Annotated in this window: 7 protein-coding genes; 2 read left to right on the forward strand and 5 right to left on the reverse strand. The window is 68.2% G+C overall.

Annotated elements, in window-relative coordinates; genetic code table 11:
- The 4 genes from ACWIEX_RS20120 to ACWIEX_RS20135 all read right to left on the reverse strand — a co-directional run.
- Positions 1–1,621 (reverse strand): tripartite tricarboxylate transporter permease (locus tag ACWIEX_RS20120; RefSeq protein WP_454034737.1); only part of this gene is annotated, 1,621 nt, incomplete at its 3' end.
- A 13-nt stretch (positions 1,622–1,634) separates the two neighbouring features.
- Positions 1,635–2,126: a tripartite tricarboxylate transporter TctB family protein gene (locus tag ACWIEX_RS20125; RefSeq protein ID WP_454034738.1), complete on the reverse strand. Its 492-nt coding sequence runs from the start codon at positions 2,124–2,126 to the stop codon at positions 1,635–1,637.
- Positions 2,127–2,209: 83 nt separating this feature from the next.
- Complete coding sequence (locus ACWIEX_RS20130; RefSeq protein ID WP_061971369.1) at positions 2,210–3,205, reverse strand: tripartite tricarboxylate transporter substrate binding protein; 996 nt, start codon at positions 3,203–3,205, stop codon at positions 2,210–2,212.
- A 129-nt stretch (positions 3,206–3,334) separates the two neighbouring features.
- A complete protein-coding gene (locus ACWIEX_RS20135) occupies positions 3,335–4,774 on the reverse strand; it encodes a serine protease family protein (RefSeq protein ID WP_454034739.1) in 1,440 nt (479 codons plus the stop codon).
- A 364-nt stretch (positions 4,775–5,138) separates the two neighbouring features.
- Between ACWIEX_RS20135 and ACWIEX_RS20140 the strand changes: the two genes are divergently transcribed.
- Positions 5,139–10,397, forward strand: a complete 5,259-nt coding sequence (locus ACWIEX_RS20140; protein ID WP_454034740.1) for an alpha-2-macroglobulin family protein — start codon at positions 5,139–5,141, stop codon at positions 10,395–10,397.
- A complete protein-coding gene (gene pbpC, locus ACWIEX_RS20145; protein WP_454034741.1) occupies positions 10,397–12,649 on the forward strand; it encodes a penicillin-binding protein 1C in 2,253 nt (750 codons plus the stop codon). Before ACWIEX_RS20140 ends, pbpC begins: the two co-directional genes overlap by 1 nt.
- Before the next feature lie 145 nt (positions 12,650–12,794).
- Here pbpC and ACWIEX_RS20150 read toward each other — a convergent pair whose 3' ends face one another.
- The gene (locus ACWIEX_RS20150) at positions 12,795–15,881 is read right to left on the reverse strand and encodes an efflux RND transporter permease subunit (protein ID WP_454034742.1); all 3,087 of its coding nucleotides are present in this window, start codon (positions 15,879–15,881) and stop codon (positions 12,795–12,797) included.
- Between the last annotated feature and the right edge of the window lie 75 nt (positions 15,882–15,956).

Consider the following 15,956-nt stretch of genomic DNA (forward strand, 5'->3'; position numbering starts at 1 on the left):
CGCCCGGGGCCCCCCCCTCGGGCCCCGGGGCCCCGCTTGGGGGGCGGCCCCGGTGGGGGGGGGGGGCCCTGGCCGCCTTCCTGGGCTCCTTTCCGTGGGGGGGGGGGGGCCCCCCCCCCCCCCCCACCGCCCGGCCCCGGCCCTTCAGCCAGTCGCGCGTCCAGGAGAACACCGGCCAGAGCAGCGCCGCGAAGGTCATCGCCGCCAGCACCGACGAGACCGGCCGGTCGAAGAAAGGCAGCACCGAGCCATCCGACTTGATCAGCGAGGTCACGAAGTTCTGCTCCACCATCGTGCCCATGACGATGCCGAGCACCATCGCCGCGACCGGATAGCCGTTCTTCTCCATCACGAAGCCGAACACGCCGAAGAAGGCGACGCACCAGACCGCGAACAGGTTGTTGCCCGCCGTGGCGAAGGCGCCGACCGCGCAGAAGATCATGATCACCGGCATCACCGCCGCACGCGGCGCGCCGACGACCTTGCTCGCCAGCCGGATCATGATGATTCCGAAGGGGATCATGATGATGTTGCCGAGGATGAAGATGATGTAGAGCGCATACATGCTCTCGGCCTGGGTCGTGAACAGCGACGGCCCGGGGTTCAGCCCCTTCATGTAGAGCACGCCGATGGCGATCGCGGTGATCGTGTCGCCGGGAATGCCGAAGAGCAGCGCCGGTACCCAGCCCGAGGCGAGCGAGGCGTTGTTGGAGGCGCCGGCCTCGATCAGCCCTTCCGGATGGCCTGTGCCGAATTTCTCCGGCGTCTTCGAGAAGCGCTTCGACATCGCATAGCTGACCCAGGCCGCCATGTCGGCGCCCGCCCCCGGCAGGACGCCGATGATGATGCCGACGATGTTTCCGCGCGTCTGCTGCTTCGGATATTCCTTCGTCAGCTTCCACTGCCCTTTCAGGATCGAGCCGAGCTTGCGGTTCTCGATCTTGGGCGGGTCGCGCTCGGTCAGCGAGCGCATCACCTCTGCCAGGGCGAAGACGCCGACCAGCGCCGGGATGACCTCGATGCCGCCCAGAAGATCGGTCGAGCCAAAGGTGAAACGCGGCACGCCGCCGGGATTGTCGATGCCGATGCAGGTGATCAGCAGGCCGAGCAGCATTGATGCGATCGCCTTGATCGGCGAGGAGCGGGCGACCAGCGTCGAGCACATCAGGCCGAGCATGGCGAGCCAGAAATTCTCGTAGGTCGAGAACGACAGGGCCATCTCCGCCAGCAGCGGCGCGATCAGCATCAGCGAGAGCGTGCCGGCAATGCCGCCCAGCGCCGAGAACCACAGGCAGATGCCGAGCGCGGTCTCGGCCTCGCCCTTGCGCGTCATCGCATAGGCTTCGTCGGTATAGGCGGCCGAGGCCGGCGTCCCGGGAATGCGCAGGAGGCAGCCCGGAATGTCGCCGGAGAAGATCGCCATGGCCGACGCCGTGATGATCGTCGCGATCGCCGCGATCGGGGACAGATAGAAGGTGACCGGCACCAGCAGCGCCGTCGCCATGGTGGCCGAGAGACCGGGCAGCGCGCCGACCGTCAGCCCGTAGAAGGCGGATGCCACGACCGCGATCATGACGTCGAATTGGAAAACCAGCCCGAAGGCCTTGATGACGGTGTCCATCGTCAGGCCTCGCTCACCAGGGGAAGGGCAGGATGCCGCCGGGCAGTGGCACGCGCAGCAGCTTCAGGAAGATCAGGTTGATCACGAAGGGGGCGATGATCGCCAGCGGCACCGCGAGCTTCGGCTTCGCTCCGAAGGCCAGGCTGCAGAGCAGCACCATGATCATCGTCGTCGGCAGGAAGCCGAGCGTCTCCGAGACGAGCGCGTAGAAGGCGAGCAGCGCGGGCGGCAGCAATGCCAGCCAGTTGCGCCAGGCCGGCACCGGCGCGAGCTCCTCAGGCGTCGCATGGCTCACGACATCGGCCTCGGCGACCTCCTCGAAATGGCGACCGATCCCGAAGACGATCAGCCCGCCGCAGAGGGCAAGGCCGGCACCGACCACCATGGGAAAGGCTGAAGGGCCGACCTGCTGGCCCGGCACGGGCGGCAGTTTCGAGCCGTAGAAGAACGCGACGGCCCCCAGCGCAGCGATGGCGGAGCCGGAAATACGGTCGGATAGTTGCAAGGGGCAACCTCCTCGAACGATCGAAAGTGATGAGACGAAAACGCCGGGAGCTTTTGCTCCCGGCGTTACGAGTTCCGTGCCGCTCAGCCCTTGGCGAGGCCTGCCGCCTTCATGGCGGATGCCATGGAGGCGTCGCTTGCGGCCATGAACGAGGCAAATCCCGGCCCGTCCGCGAACTTCATGCCGAAGCCGCGGGAGTTCATGAAGTCCTTGTAGTCCTTCGAATCGAAGGCCTTCTTCAGCGCCGCCGTCAGCTTCGCCGCGATCTCCGGCGGCAGGCCCTTCGGCGCGCCGATGCCGCGCCAGGCACCGATCGAGTAGTTGATGCCGAGTGTCTCGTTCAGCGTCGGCACGTCCTTGAACTGCGGGTTGCGCTCGCTCGCCATGATCGCCAGCGACTTGGCCTTGCCGGCGTCGATCATCGCGCGCGCTTCCGGCACCGAGCAGGTGACGATGTCGATGCCGCCGGCCGCCAGGTCCTGCATGCCGGGCGCAGCGCCGTTCGACGGCACCCAGGCAACATGATCCGGCTTCAGGCCCATGGCGACGAGCCAGCCGATCAGCGCGAGATGCCAGATGCCGCCCTGTCCGGTGCCCGACGCCTTGAGCTTGCCGGGAGGCGCCGCCTTGATCGCATCCGCCAGCCCCTTGATGTCCTTGTAGGGGCCTGAGGTCGAAACCTGCACGCCCGGCGGGTCCTCGTTCATCAGCCCGAGCGCGGTGTAGCTCGTCGATTTCAGCTCGGTCAGGCCCTGATGGTGCATCATGGCGATCTCGACCGTCAGCATGCCGATATTGTAGCCGTCGGGCGCCGCCGTCGCGATGGCCGAATGGCCGACCACGCCGGAACCGCCCGTGCGGTTGACGACGTTGACCGGCTGGCCGAGGTCCTTTTCCAGGAGCTGCGCGACGATGCGCGCCGTCGCATCCGTGCCGCCGCCGGCCCCCCATGGGCAGACCATGGTGATCGGCCGCGAGGGATAGTTCGCCTGCGCGATGGCAGGTGCTGCAATCAGGCTCGCCGCGCCGGCCGCGGCCGCGCCCTTGAGCACAGTTCGTCTGTCGATGAAATCGGTCATTCCCCAGTCTCCTCCGCTAAATCGATTTAGTGCCTGGGTGCTCCTCGTCCACGACGGGGCTCCCTTGATCTGACGGGCATCATCTGAGCCGATCGCACGGCCAGTGACAACCTCTCATTTTGGCCGAAGCTACAATCCGCAGACGATGGGCTGAACCGCGCCAGAAACGCGTTCGACAACCGCTCCGGTGCTGAGCTCCGGACCGGCTGCGGCCGCCGGCAGCGAGACGCCCGCCTTGCCGAGCATCGCCTGGATCGCAGCAGCATCGGCGAAGCCATAGCTGCGCTGCGGCGCGACACCCGCGATCAGGATCTTGTCGGAGGGATTGTCGGTGACGATCCCGACGATCCGCCCCTGCCGGTCGAAGGCCGGCGCACCCGCCTGCCCCGGCTGGAGCGGCGCCTTGAGCATCGGCTTGCCGCCGGCCGGCGCGCTCTGTCCGGGCAATGCGACCGCGGCGCGCTTGCCGGCATCGTTGCCGAAGGCGACCAGCACCAGCGCTTCGGAGGCTCCCGCGGCCTCGCTGCGCAGACCGGGCGGCTTGGCGGCGCCCGTGCCCTCCAGATCGAGCAGGACGAGCCCGCTGGCATCGTCCTTCAGGCGCAGCTTCGCATTGCGATTGCCGACGCGTAAGGTTCGGCAGCTATCCACCGCAGCCGCTGCGCTCAGCGCCACCCGCTCGTTGAGAGCAACCGCCACGCCATAGCGCTCGTTGCTGCGGGTTGTCGGTGCGAACAACGACGACAATCCAGAGGACGGGCTGGCAGCCGTGCCGGCGACGGCCGAAGGCTGAGCCGGAACCGCCCCGGTCGGGAAGGGCTCGAAGCTCGCGGCGATCGCGATGACCAGCTTGTCGACGGTCGATGCCAGCGCCTTGTCATAGCCGATCGAGAAGCCGCGCAGGCCCTGTGGCCCGGCCGAAAGCCGGCGATAGAACCGCCCGCCGGAGGTCTCGCCGGTGACGACGAAGAAATCCGGCCGCAGCAGCTTGTAGGTGATCTTGCGCGGGCTGTTCGGATTGACCGCGATCGCCTTCTCGAACAGCGCCGCAAGATCTTCGCCCGGCGGCGAGGCGGAGGTGTCGAGCGTGACCTTGTCATCGGTGCTCTGCCAGCGGCTGCCGCCGGAGGGCGTCACGTCGCGCTTCGACAGGAGCTTCATGGGGATGCCGATCTGCACCCCGGTCTTGTCGTCGGCCAGGACCTTGAACCCGGCCGCATCCCGCGCCGCCTGCGCCGCCCTGGCGAGCGTCGCCCGCTCGGCCGGGGGCAGCAGCCCGTCGGCCGGGCCGCGCCGGCCCTTGAAGGCATTGATCGCGCGAAAGGTCAGCGGGCCATAGGAGCCGGAGACGGCGCCGTTGAACTGCCCGGCCCAGATCAGGTCGTTCTGGATCGCCTTGCGCTCGGCTTCGGGCAGCGCCTCGAAGCCTGCCTGCGCGGCCGCCATCTGCGGCGAGGGCCCGGCGGCCGGAGCCTGCGCGTCGGCAAGCGTCGGCGCCAGCAGGGCGAGCGCAAGGGCAGCACTCCGGAGCAGGGTGTTTCGCGGGGGATGGAGAGGGGCACGCGGCATGGGTCTCGTCCTTGAGAACGGGCGAAGCGGCTGCATTGAGCGTCAGAACGCGCCGCGCCGCAACCGGGAGATGGCATTTACGCGCGGGTCATCCCGGGCGACCGGAGGGAGACCCGGGATCCATGCCGGAACATATCTCGGTGAGGCTCCGGAATGGATCCCCGATCTTCGCTTCGCTCCGTCCGGGATGACCCGCGCGTGAGGATCGAGATGGGTATCTCAACAGCCGAACACCGCACGACCTGCATTCGCATGACTTGAACGCGCGCCGCACGGTGATAGCCTGCCGGCCCCGTCACAGCGTCATCGGCCTGAAGCCATGTCCGGCGATCCTGGCCGGGCCGATCGACGAAGAGGACCGACGATGACCCTGCTTTCCCGTCTCGCGCTCGCCCTCTCGCTCACGCTGGCTGCGGCCCCCGCCTTCGCCCAGAAGGCCTATGTCCGCAACGACCTGCTGGCCGACGGGCAGCGCCTGGAAGAACGATTGAAGCGCGAGGTCGCGACCGGCAACCGCTCCGCCACGGACGCCATCCGCGCCGGCGAGATCGCGCTCGGCCGCGGCGATGCCCGCGCCGCCCTGCCCCAGGCGAATGCCGCGATCGTCGCCGATTCCGCCAATGCCGCCGGCTGGCGCCTGATGGCGCGCGCCGCCAACGCCATCGAGCCGCGCGATTATCGCGAGCGCTGGGAACTGCGTGAGCGCGCCATTGCGTCCGCCTATCTCGCCTATCAGCGCTCGACCACCCGTAATGACGAGGCGGCTTCGCTCGGCGTGCTCGCCGGCACCTTCGAGAAGAACCAGTTGTGGCGCCCGGCGCTGACGACCTATCGGCTCAGCCTCGACCTCGCCGCCAATGCCGCGCTGCAGAGTTCCTATGAGAGCCTGCGCGAAAAGCGCGGCTTCCGCCTGATTTCCAACAAGACCGATTCCGACGCGGCCTCCCCGCGCGCCTGCTTCGAGTTCTCGGAAGCTCTGGCTCGCGGCCGCGTCGATTTCGCGCCCTATGTCGCGATTTCGGGCGGCAAGGGCGATTACGCCGTCAGCGCCGAGGGCCGCCAGATCTGCGTCGACGGCCTCAGGCATGGCGAGCGCTATGCCGTCGTCATCCGCCAGGGCGTGCCCTCCGCCCTCCCCGACGAGACCCTGCTGAAATCGGCCGATTACGAGATCTATGTCCGCGACCGGACACCCTCCGTGCGCTTCACCGGCAAGAATTACGTGCTGCCGCGCACCGGCCAGCAGGGCATTCCGGTCGTTTCGGTCAACTCGGGCAAGCTCGACCTCGAGGTCATGCGGATCGGCGACCGCAACCTGATCAATTCGGTCCATTCCGAGGACTTTCTCGGCCAGCTCGGCTCCTATTCCGCCAGGCAGATTTCCAGCGACAAGGGCCAGACCGTCTGGACCGGCACGATGGATGTGAAGTCCGAGCTCAATCAGGACGTGATCACCGCCTTCCCGGTGACCGAAGCGGTCGGCAGCCTCAACCCCGGCGTCTATGTGATGTTCGCCAAGCCCTCGGGCGGCCCTTCCCAGACGCAGCCCTCCGGCGATGACGGTGACTACGACGACGGCTCGACGCGGGCGACGCAATGGTTCGTCGTCTCCGATCTCGGCCTCACCTCCTTCACCGGCCCCGACGGCGTGCATGTGCTCGCCCGCTCGCTGGCCGACGCCAGGCCGATCGCCAATGCCGAGTTGCGCCTGATCGCCCGCAACAACGAGGTACTTGGCACAGCGAAGACCGACGCCAACGGCTATGCCCGCTTCGATGCCGGATTGGGCAAGGGCCAGGGCGGCAATGCGCCTGGCCTCGTCACCGCCTCGCTCGCCGAAGATTACGGCTTTCTCGACCTCAAGCAGACCGCCTTCGACCTCTCCGATCGCGGCGTGAAGGGCCGCGTCGCGCCGGCCGGGCTCGACGCCTTCCTCTACACCGAACGCGGCGTCTATCGCTCCGGCGAGACGGTCTACCTGACCTCGCTGCTGCGTGACGCCAAGGGCGCCGCGGTCACCGGCCTGCCGCTGACCATCGTCGTCAAGCGGCCGGACGGCGTCGAGTATCGCCGCCGACAGGTCGAGGATCAGGGCGCAGGCGGGCGGGCCCACTCGATCCAGCTCGTCTCTGGCGCCGCGACCGGCACCTGGCGCGTCCTCGCCTATTCCGACCCGAAGGGCCAGGCGATCGGCGAGACCTCGTTCCTCGTCGAGGATTACGTGCCCGAGCGGCTGGAGCTGACGTTGTCGCCGAAGGCGCCGCTGCTTCAGGCCGGCGAGCCGGCCGAGCTCGACGTCGCCGCCCGCTATCTCTACGGCGCGCCGGGCTCCGAGCTCGACGTCACCGGCGCGATGACGATCCGCGCCGCCGAGGCCAGCGCCATTCCCGGCTTCAAGGACTATCAGGTCGGCCTCACCGACGAGGAATTCGAGCCGGTCCAGAGCGAGTTCGAGGAGAGCGTCACGACCGACGCCGCCGGCAAGGCGATCATCTCCAACCCGGTCCAGCAGCCCGACACCAACCGCCCGCTCGAGGTCGAGATGACCGTGCGCGTCGGCGAGCCCGGCGGGCGCGCCATCGCCCGCTCGGTCACCCTGCCGATCGTGCCCAAGGGCGCCGCCATCGGCGTGAAGAAGCTGTTCAAGGACGACGATCTCGGCAGCGGCCAGACCGCGACCTTCGACGTCATCATGGCGACCGGCGACGGTAAGCGCCTCGCCCGGCCCGGCGTCAAATGGGTACTGTCGAAGGTGCGCCGCAACTACCAGTGGTTCTTCCAGGACGGCCGCTGGAACTACGAGGGCGTCAAGACCACCCGCCGCGTCGCCGACGGCGAGATCGCGGTGGCGGAAGCCGCTGGTGCGAAGATCGCCGCGCCCGTCGAATGGGGCAATTACCGGCTCGACGTGACCTCGGACGGCGTTGAGGCGGCCGAGACCTCGGTCTCCTTCAGCGTCGGCTACGAGAGCGACAAGACCGCCGATACGCCGGATGTGCTCGACGTCGCGCTGGACAAGGCCTCCTATGCCGATGGCGAAAGCCTGCAGGTCCGCCTCTCCCCGCGCTTCGCCGGCAAGGCGACGCTCGCCGTCGTCACCGACAAGGTCGCGGATATCCGCACCATCGACATCACCGAGGGCGGGACCTCGGCCAGCATTCCGGTCAAGGCCGAATGGGGCGCCAGCGCCTATCTCGTCGTGCTCGCGCACCGGCCGATGGACGCCGCCGCCAAGCGCCTGCCCGGCCGCGCCATCGGCCTGTCCTGGTTCCAGATCGGCAAGGAGACGCGCACGCTGGCGCTCGATCTCGGCGCGCCGAAGCTGGTGCGTCCGCTCTCGACGCTGTCGTTGCCGGTCAAGGTCACCGGCATGCAGGCCGGCGAGGAGGCCTATGTCACGCTCGCCGCCGTCGATATCGGCATCCTCAACCTCACCCGCTACGAGAGCCCTGACCCGAGCCGGTTCTTCTTCGGCCAACGCCAGCTCGGGCACGAATTGCGCGACCTCTACGGGCTGCTGATCGACGGCATGCAGGGCACGCGCGGTGCGATCCGCACCGGCGGCGACGCCGCGCCCCAGATGGACGGCGAGAAGCCGACGCAGGAGCCGCTTGCCCGCTATTCCGGCGTGGTCAAGGTCGGGGCCGACGGTACGGCGAAGATCGATTTCGACATGCCGGCCTTCAACGGCTCGGTGCGCGTCATGGGCGTCGCCTGGTCGGCCGGGCGCACCGGCCAGGCCAGCGCCGACGTGATCGTGCGCGATCAGATCGTAGCCCAGGCGACGCTGCCGCGCTTCCTCGCCATCGGCGACCAGTCGCGCTTCCATCTCCAGGTCGACAATGTCGAGGGGCCGGCCGGTGCCTATACGGTCGATCTCGACGTCAAGGGCCCCGTGCTGGTCGCAGCCGACGCCACCCGCCGCACGATGCAGCTCGGCGCCGGCGCCAAGACGCAGATGACGATTCCCGTCACCGCCGCCGGCCTCGGCCGCGCCGAGTTCGACGTGCGCGTCTCCGGCCCGAACGGGCTCAGTACGGTGCAGAACCTCGCCGTCCGCGTCCAGCCCTCGGCCGCGACGATCGCGCGCCGCATCGTCCGCGCCATCCCCGGCAATGGCGGGGCGATCACCGTCTCCTCCGACCTGCTGGCCGATCTCGTGCCGAATTCCGGGCAGGTCTCTGTGACGGTCTCGCCCTTCGGCTCGCTCGATGTGCCCGCCCTCCTCAAGGCGCTCGATCGCTACCCCTATGGCTGCACCGAGCAGACCGTCTCGCGCGCCTTGCCGCTGCTGGCGGTCAACCAGCTCGCTTCGATGGAACAGCTCGCTTTGGACGACAAGGCCGACGAGCGCGTCCAGAACGCGATCGAGCGGGTGCTGGCCCGGCAGGGCGGCAACGGCTCCTTCGGCCTCTGGGGCGTCGGCGGCGAGGATCTCTGGCTCGACGCCTTCGTCGCCGACTTCCTGACGCGGGCCCGCGAGAAGCAGTTCGCGGTGCCGCAGATCGCCTTCAACCTCGCGCTCGACCGCCTGCGCAACCAGGTCGTCAACACCGGCGAGATCAACAAGGAGGAAGCCGCCGGCATTGCCTATGCGCTCTATGTGCTGGCCCGCAACGGCCGGCCGGTGATGGGCGATCTGCGCTATCTCGCGGACAACAAGCTCGGCGATTTCGCGACGCCGCTCGCCCGCGCCCAGATCGGCGCCGCGCTCTCGGCGCTGGGCGATCGCGGCCGCGGCCGCACCGCCTTCGGCAGCGCGCTGGGTTTGCTCCAACAGGCGAGCGATGACGGCCTGTCGCGGCCGGATTACGGCTCGCGCCTGCGTGATGGCGCCGGCGTACTCGCCCTGATCGCGGAGGCCAATGGCGAACGCGCCGATATCAGCCGCGCCGTCTCGATCCTCGACGCCACCCGCAACAACGCCCGCTACAGCTACACCTCGACGCAGGAGCAGATGTGGATGGTGCTGGCGGCGCAGGCCATGGCCAAGGATGCCGAGGGCATGACGCTGACCGTCGACGGCACGGCGCGCAAAGGAGCGCTCTACCGCACGCTTTCGGCCGAGGCGCTGGAGGCGAAGCCTCTCACCATCGCCAATCCCGGCGCCGGCAATGCCCAGGCGGTCATCACCGTCGCGGGCATCCCGACCACGCCGGAGCCGGCCCTGAACCAGGTTTTTGGCCTGGAGCGCGTCATCTACACGATGAAGGGCGAGAAGGCCGATCCGGCGCGCCTGCGCCAGAACGAGCGCTATGTCGTGGCGCTGACGGTCACGGAAGGCGCACCTCGCTATGGCCGCCTGCTGCTGGTCGATCCGGTCCCGGCCGGCTTGGAGATCGAGAACGCCAACCTGACGGAAGGCGCCTCGGTCGCGGGGCTCGACTGGCTCAAGCAGGAGGTCTCGCCGGTTCATACCGAGTCGCGCGACGACCGCTATGTCGCCGCTTTCGAGCGCTCGGGCTCGAAGAACGACAAGCTCTCCTATACCGTCGCCTATATCGCGCGCGCCGTCTCGCCCGGCCGCTACGTCTCGCCTGCCGCCGTGATCGAGGACATGTACCGGCCGGACCGCTTCGGCCGCACCGGCTTCGGCGCGGTGGAGATCACCTCGGCGCGGTGATGAGCGCGCAGCGTGAAAATCAAAGCGCAACGGAGCCCCCTCTCCCCTTGGGGGAGAGGGATGGGGTGAGGGCTGGCGCCGCGGCAGGTCGTTTGCCAGCCCGTCTCGCCACCCTCATCCGTCAGCGCTTCGCGCTGCCACCTTCTCCCCCGAAGGGAGAAGGAAAGGCTCCGCGGCGCTTTCGCAAACTGAAGATCGCAGCCGGCGCTCTCGCCGTCTCGGCGATTGCAGGCGCCACAGCGCTTGTCCTCTACGCCCGCTCGCTCCCCCCGCTCGACCTTTCCGCTGCGGCCGATCGCTCGACCGTAGTGCTCGATCGCGAGGGCAGGCTGCTGCGCCCCTTCCTCACTGCCGACGGGCGCTGGAAGCTCCCCGTCACCTCCGAGGACGTGGACCCGCGCTATCTCGCCATGCTCAAGGCCTTCGAGGACAAGCGCTTCGACAGCCATCACGGCATCGACCCGTTGAGCATGCTCCGCGCCGCCGGCCAGATGCTGATGAATGGCCGCGTTGTCTCCGGCGGCTCGACGCTAACGATGCAGGTCGCGCGCCTGCTCGAGCCGCGCGAGGAACGCACGCTTGCCGCCAAGCTCCGGCAGGCCGTCCGCGCCATTGAGCTCGAACAGCGCTTCGACAAGGCGGGCATCCTCGACCTCTATCTCAGGCTCGCCCCCTTCGGCGGCAATCTCGAAGGCGTGCGCGCCGCGAGCTTCGCCTGGTTCGGCAAGGAGCCGAAACGTCTCTCCACAGCCGAGGCCGCTCTGCTCGTCGCCCTCCCGCAATCGCCCGAGACGCGCCGGCCGGACCGCTTCGTCGAAGCCGCCCGCAAGGCGCGCGCGCGCGTGCTGGAACGGGTCGAGCAGGCGGGCCTGGCCACATCAGACGAGGTCGCCACCGCCCGCAACGAGCCGATCCCGACGGCACGGCGCCCCTTCCCGAACCTGAGCCCCCATGTCGCCGAGCAGGCGGTCGCGGAAGCGCCGGCTGAGCGCGTCCAGAAGCTCTCGCTTGATGCGCGCTTGCAGACGGCTCTCGAAGGGCTCGCCCGCGAACGCAGCCTCGGCCTCAACCCCCAGGTGTCGATTGCGATCCTCGCCGTCGACAACGAGACCGGCGAGATCCGCGCCTCGGTCGGCGGCGTCGATTATTTCGCGGCGGAGCGCGCTGGCTCGCTCGACCTGACGCGGGCGCTGCGTTCGCCCGGTTCGGCGCTGAAGCCCTTCATCTACGCCCTCGCCTTCGACAGTGGCATCGCCCATCCCGAGACGATGCTGGAGGACCGGCCGGCACGCTACGGCATCTATATCCCCGAGAATTTCGACATGACCTTCCAGGGCATGGTCAGTGCCCGCAAGGCGCTGCAGCTCTCGCTCAACGTACCTGCAGTCGAGCTGCTCTCGGCGCTCGGCCCCCAGCGCTTCCTGTCGCGCCTGCGCGATGCCGGCATCAGTCTCGCCATGCCCAGGGACAGCAGCGCACCCGGCCTTGCGGTCGGCCTCGGCGGCGTCGGCATAACGCTTCAGGATCTAACCCGCGCCTATGTCGGGCTGGCCCGCGGCGGCGAGATGCTGCCGCTGCGGTTCCGGCAGCAGGCGACCTCGGCTGGCCCAGCCCCGCGCCTCGTCGAACCCGTCGCCGCCTGGTACGTCGCCGATACTCTGCTCGGCGCACCGCCGCCGCTCAATGCCGTGCCCGGCCGCATCGCCTACAAGACCGGCACCTCCTACGGCTATCGCGACGCCTGGGCGGTCGGCTTCGACCGCAAGCATACGATCGGCGTCTGGGTCGGCCGTGCCGATAACGGCGCCGTGCCCGGCCTCGTCGGGCGCGCAGTAGCAGCGCCGATCCTGTTCGACGCCTTCGCCCGGCTCGGCATCGACCCGCGTCCCTTCCCGCAGCCGGCTGACGCGATCGTCGCTAGCACGAGCCATCTGCCGCCGCCGCTCCGGCATCTCCGGCAGGACGTGCCCAAGACCGTGACGGCGATGATGACGCCGACGCTGAAGCTCGCCTTCCCGCCGGACGGCGCCCGCATCGACCTCTCCGCCGCCGCGCTCGACGGCCATGGCCGGCTCAACCTCAAGGCCGCCGGCGGCTCGCCGCCCTATACCTGGCTGGTCGACGGCACGCCGGTGACCGAGCCGCAGCGCCGCCGCGAGACGCAATGGCAGCCGCCGGGCAAGGGCTTCATGCGGATTTCGGTGATCGATGCGACGGGCGCGAGCGAGAGCGTCTCGGTGAGGCTGCAGTAGCCCGCAGCGTCATCCCGCACGCGCTGCGGCACGTGAGTAGCTGCTGCGCAGATGCGGGACCGTTTGCAGAAAAGGCGCCCTCGCGTCACGCGGTCCCGTGTCTGCGCAGCAGCGTTGCACGCTGCAGCGCGCACGGGATGACCCCTTACTCCGCCGGAGCGGGGTGGGCGCCGGACGCCTCCTCATGCGGAGCATGGCGCGAGCCATGCACCTTGCGGGCGAGGTAGCTATAGGCGACCGGCACCACGAACAGCGTCAGCAGCGTGCCGAAGGTCATGCCGCCGACGATGACCCAGCCGATCTGCGAGCGGCTTTCCGCACCGGCGCCATGGGCGATGGCGAGCGGCACGGCGCCGAGCACCATCGCGCCCGTGGTCATCAGGATCGGCCGCAGGCGCAGTTCCGCCGCCTCGACGAGGGCATCGATCATCTCCTTGCCCTCCTCCCGGAGCTGATTGGTGAACTCCAGGATCAGGATGCCGTGCTTGGTGATCAGGCCGACCAGCGTGATCAGGCCGATCTGGCTGTACACGTTCATCGTCCCACCCGTGTAGTAGAGCGCCGCGAGCGCGCCGGTGAGCGAGAGCGGCACCGAGACCATGATCACGATCGGGTCGACAAAGCTCTCGAACTGCGCCGCTAGCACCAGGTAGATGAAGCCCAGCGCCAGCAGGAAGACGATGAAGATCGAGGCGCCCGACTGTTTGAACTCGCGGCTCTGGCCGTTGTAGTCGATCTGCACCGAGGACGGCAGAACACGCGCCGCGCCGTCCTCCAGCACCTTGAGCGCATCGCCGAGCGAATATCCCGGCGCCGGGATCGCGGTGACCGTCGCCGAGCGCAGCTGGTTGAAACGGACGAGTTCCTTCGGCGCGACGTTCTCCTCGATCTTGACCAGGCTCGAGAGCTGCACCACCGCGCCGCCGCGGCCCAACAGGTAGATCGACTGCAACGCCTGCGGCGTGTTGCGCTCGGCGCCCTCGACCTGCAGCACGACATCGTACTGCTTGCTGTTCATGTTGAAGCGCGTCACCTGCCGGCCGCCCAGCAGCGTCTCCATGGTGCGCCCGATGATGTCGACGCCGACACCGAGATCGGCGGCGCGCTGCCGGTCGATCGTGACCTTGATCTGCGGCTTGTCGAGGATGAGGTTGGTATCGAGATTGGTCAGCACCGGCGAGTTGCCGACCTCGGCCATCAGCTGGTCGACATAGGACTTGATCTGCGTATAGGGCTCCGACGAGCGCAGCACGAACTCGACGGGCTTGCTGTTGGCGTTGCCCTGCCCGAGCGAGGCCGGATTGGTGGCGAACAGGCGGATGCCCGGGATCTGGGACAGCCCCTTGTTGATCTCGGCGACGAGGTCCTGCTGCTTGCGCTCGCGCTGCTCCCAGGGCTTGAGGCGGGCGAAGCCGATCGCGCGCGTCACGTCGGGGAAGCCGACGATGACGAGATAGGTTTCGACCTCCTGGATGTTCTTGAAGTAATCCTCGACCTGCCGGGCGTAATCGGCGGTGAAGGACAGCGTCGCGCCCTCCGGCGCCACGCCGACGGCGGTGATCGTGCCGCGATCCTCGACCGGCGCCAGTTCCGAGCGCAGATGGGTGAAGAAGAAATAGCCGCCACCGGCAACGACGAGCGCCAGCAGCACGACGAGAGGGCGCACCGACAGGGCCGCGCGCAGCGAGGCCTTGTAGCCGCGTGACAACCCCTCGAAGCCGTGCTCCAGCAGGTTGTAGAGCCAGTTGTGCTTCTCATGGTGGCGCAGCAGCTTGGCGCACATCATCGGCGTCAGGGTCAGCGCGACAAAGCCGGAGACCAGCACCGCGCCGGCCAGCGTCAGCGCGAACTCGATGAAGAGCTTGCCGGTGCGCCCGGTCGAGAAGGCCATCGGCGCATAGACCGCGACCAGCGTCAGCGTCATCGCCACCACGGCGAAGGCGATCTCGTTGATGCCGCGGATCGCCGCCGGGGTCGGCTTCATGCCGTCCTCGATATGGCGGTGCACATTCTCCAGCACGACGATGGCGTCGTCGACGACGAGGCCGATGGCGAGCACCATCGAGAGCAGCGTCAGCGTGTTCACGGTGAAGCCGAGCGCATACATCAGCGCGAAGGAACCGATCAGCGAGACCGGGATCGTCACCAGCGGGATTAGGGTCGCGCGGACCGAGCGCAGGAAGATGAAGATGATCAGCACGACCAGCACGATCGCCTCGACGATCGTCTGGTAGACCGCCTTGATCGAGCGGTCGATGAAGACCGAGCTGTCGTAGGACTTGCCGATCGACATGCCCTGCGGCAGGTCCTCGATGATGCCCGGCAGCGCCTCCTCGATGCCGGCCGAGACGTCGAGCGGGTTGGCCGTCGCCTGCTTGACGATGCCGATCGTCACCGAAGGCGTGCCCTTGAACCAGGCGGCGTTGCGCTCCTCGCGCGCGCCCAGCTCGACCTTGGCGACATCCTTCAGCTTGACGGAGAAACCGTTGGCATCCTTGACCACGATCTCACGGAATTCCGCCGGCGTGGTCATGCTGGTCTGCGAGAGCACCGTGAATTCGCGGTCGCTGCTCTCGATCCGCCCCGAGGGAATCTCGATGTTCTGCGCCCGGACGGCCGCCTCGATCTGCTGGACGGAGATGTCGTAGGCCGACATGCGGGCCCGGTCGAGCCAGATGCGCATCGCATATTGGCGCTGGCCGAGAATGCGGACCTCCGCCACGCCGGTCACGTTCTGGACGCGGTCCGAGATGAAACGGTCGGCGAAATCGGTGAGTTCGAGCGGCCCGTGCCGCGAGCTGGTCAGCGAGAGATAAAGGATCGGCTGCGCATCGGCCTCGACCTTGGCGATGACCGGCTCCTCGATCTCTTCCGGGATGCGGCTGCGCACGCGGCTGACGCGGTCGCGCACGTCGGAGGCCGCGACGTCGGGATCGACATCGGGCCGGAAGCGCACCTGGATGAAGCTGCGCTCTTGGCGGCTGGTCGAGGAGATGATCTCGATGCCTTCGATGCCGGCGATCGAATTCTCGAGGATCTGCGTGACCTGCGTCTCGATGATCTCCGCCGAGGCGCCGCGATAATCGGTTCGGACCGAGACCACGGGCTCGTCGATATTCGGGTATTCGCGGATCGTCAGGCGGCCATAGGAGACGATGCCGATCAGGATCACCAACAGGCTCAGCACCGTCGAGAGAACGGGCCGGCGGACGAAGAGTTCGAAGAGGCTCATGAGGGGCCGGTCCTAGAGCATTTTCGGGCGAGGTGGATGCCGGTTCGCGTGCAGAAAATGCGACAAAACAAGGAG

This window comes from Allobosea sp. NPDC055353, from assembly GCF_053644975.1.

Bases quoted from the DNA above. Each gene is read 5' to 3' on its own strand.
- ACWIEX_RS20130 (WP_061971369.1), bottom strand. From the start codon at position 3,205: ATGACCGATTTCATCGACAGACGAACTGTGCTCAAGGGCGCGGCCGCG.
- ACWIEX_RS20135 (WP_454034739.1), bottom strand. From the start codon at position 4,774: ATGCCGCGTGCCCCTCTCCATCCCCCGCGAAACACCCTGCTCCGGAGT.
- ACWIEX_RS20140 (WP_454034740.1), top strand. From the start codon at position 5,139: ATGACCCTGCTTTCCCGTCTCGCGCTCGCCCTCTCGCTCACGCTGGCT.
- pbpC (WP_454034741.1), top strand. From the start codon at position 10,397: ATGAGCGCGCAGCGTGAAAATCAAAGCGCAACGGAGCCCCCTCTCCCC.
- ACWIEX_RS20150 (WP_454034742.1), bottom strand. From the start codon at position 15,881: ATGAGCCTCTTCGAACTCTTCGTCCGCCGGCCCGTTCTCTCGACGGTG.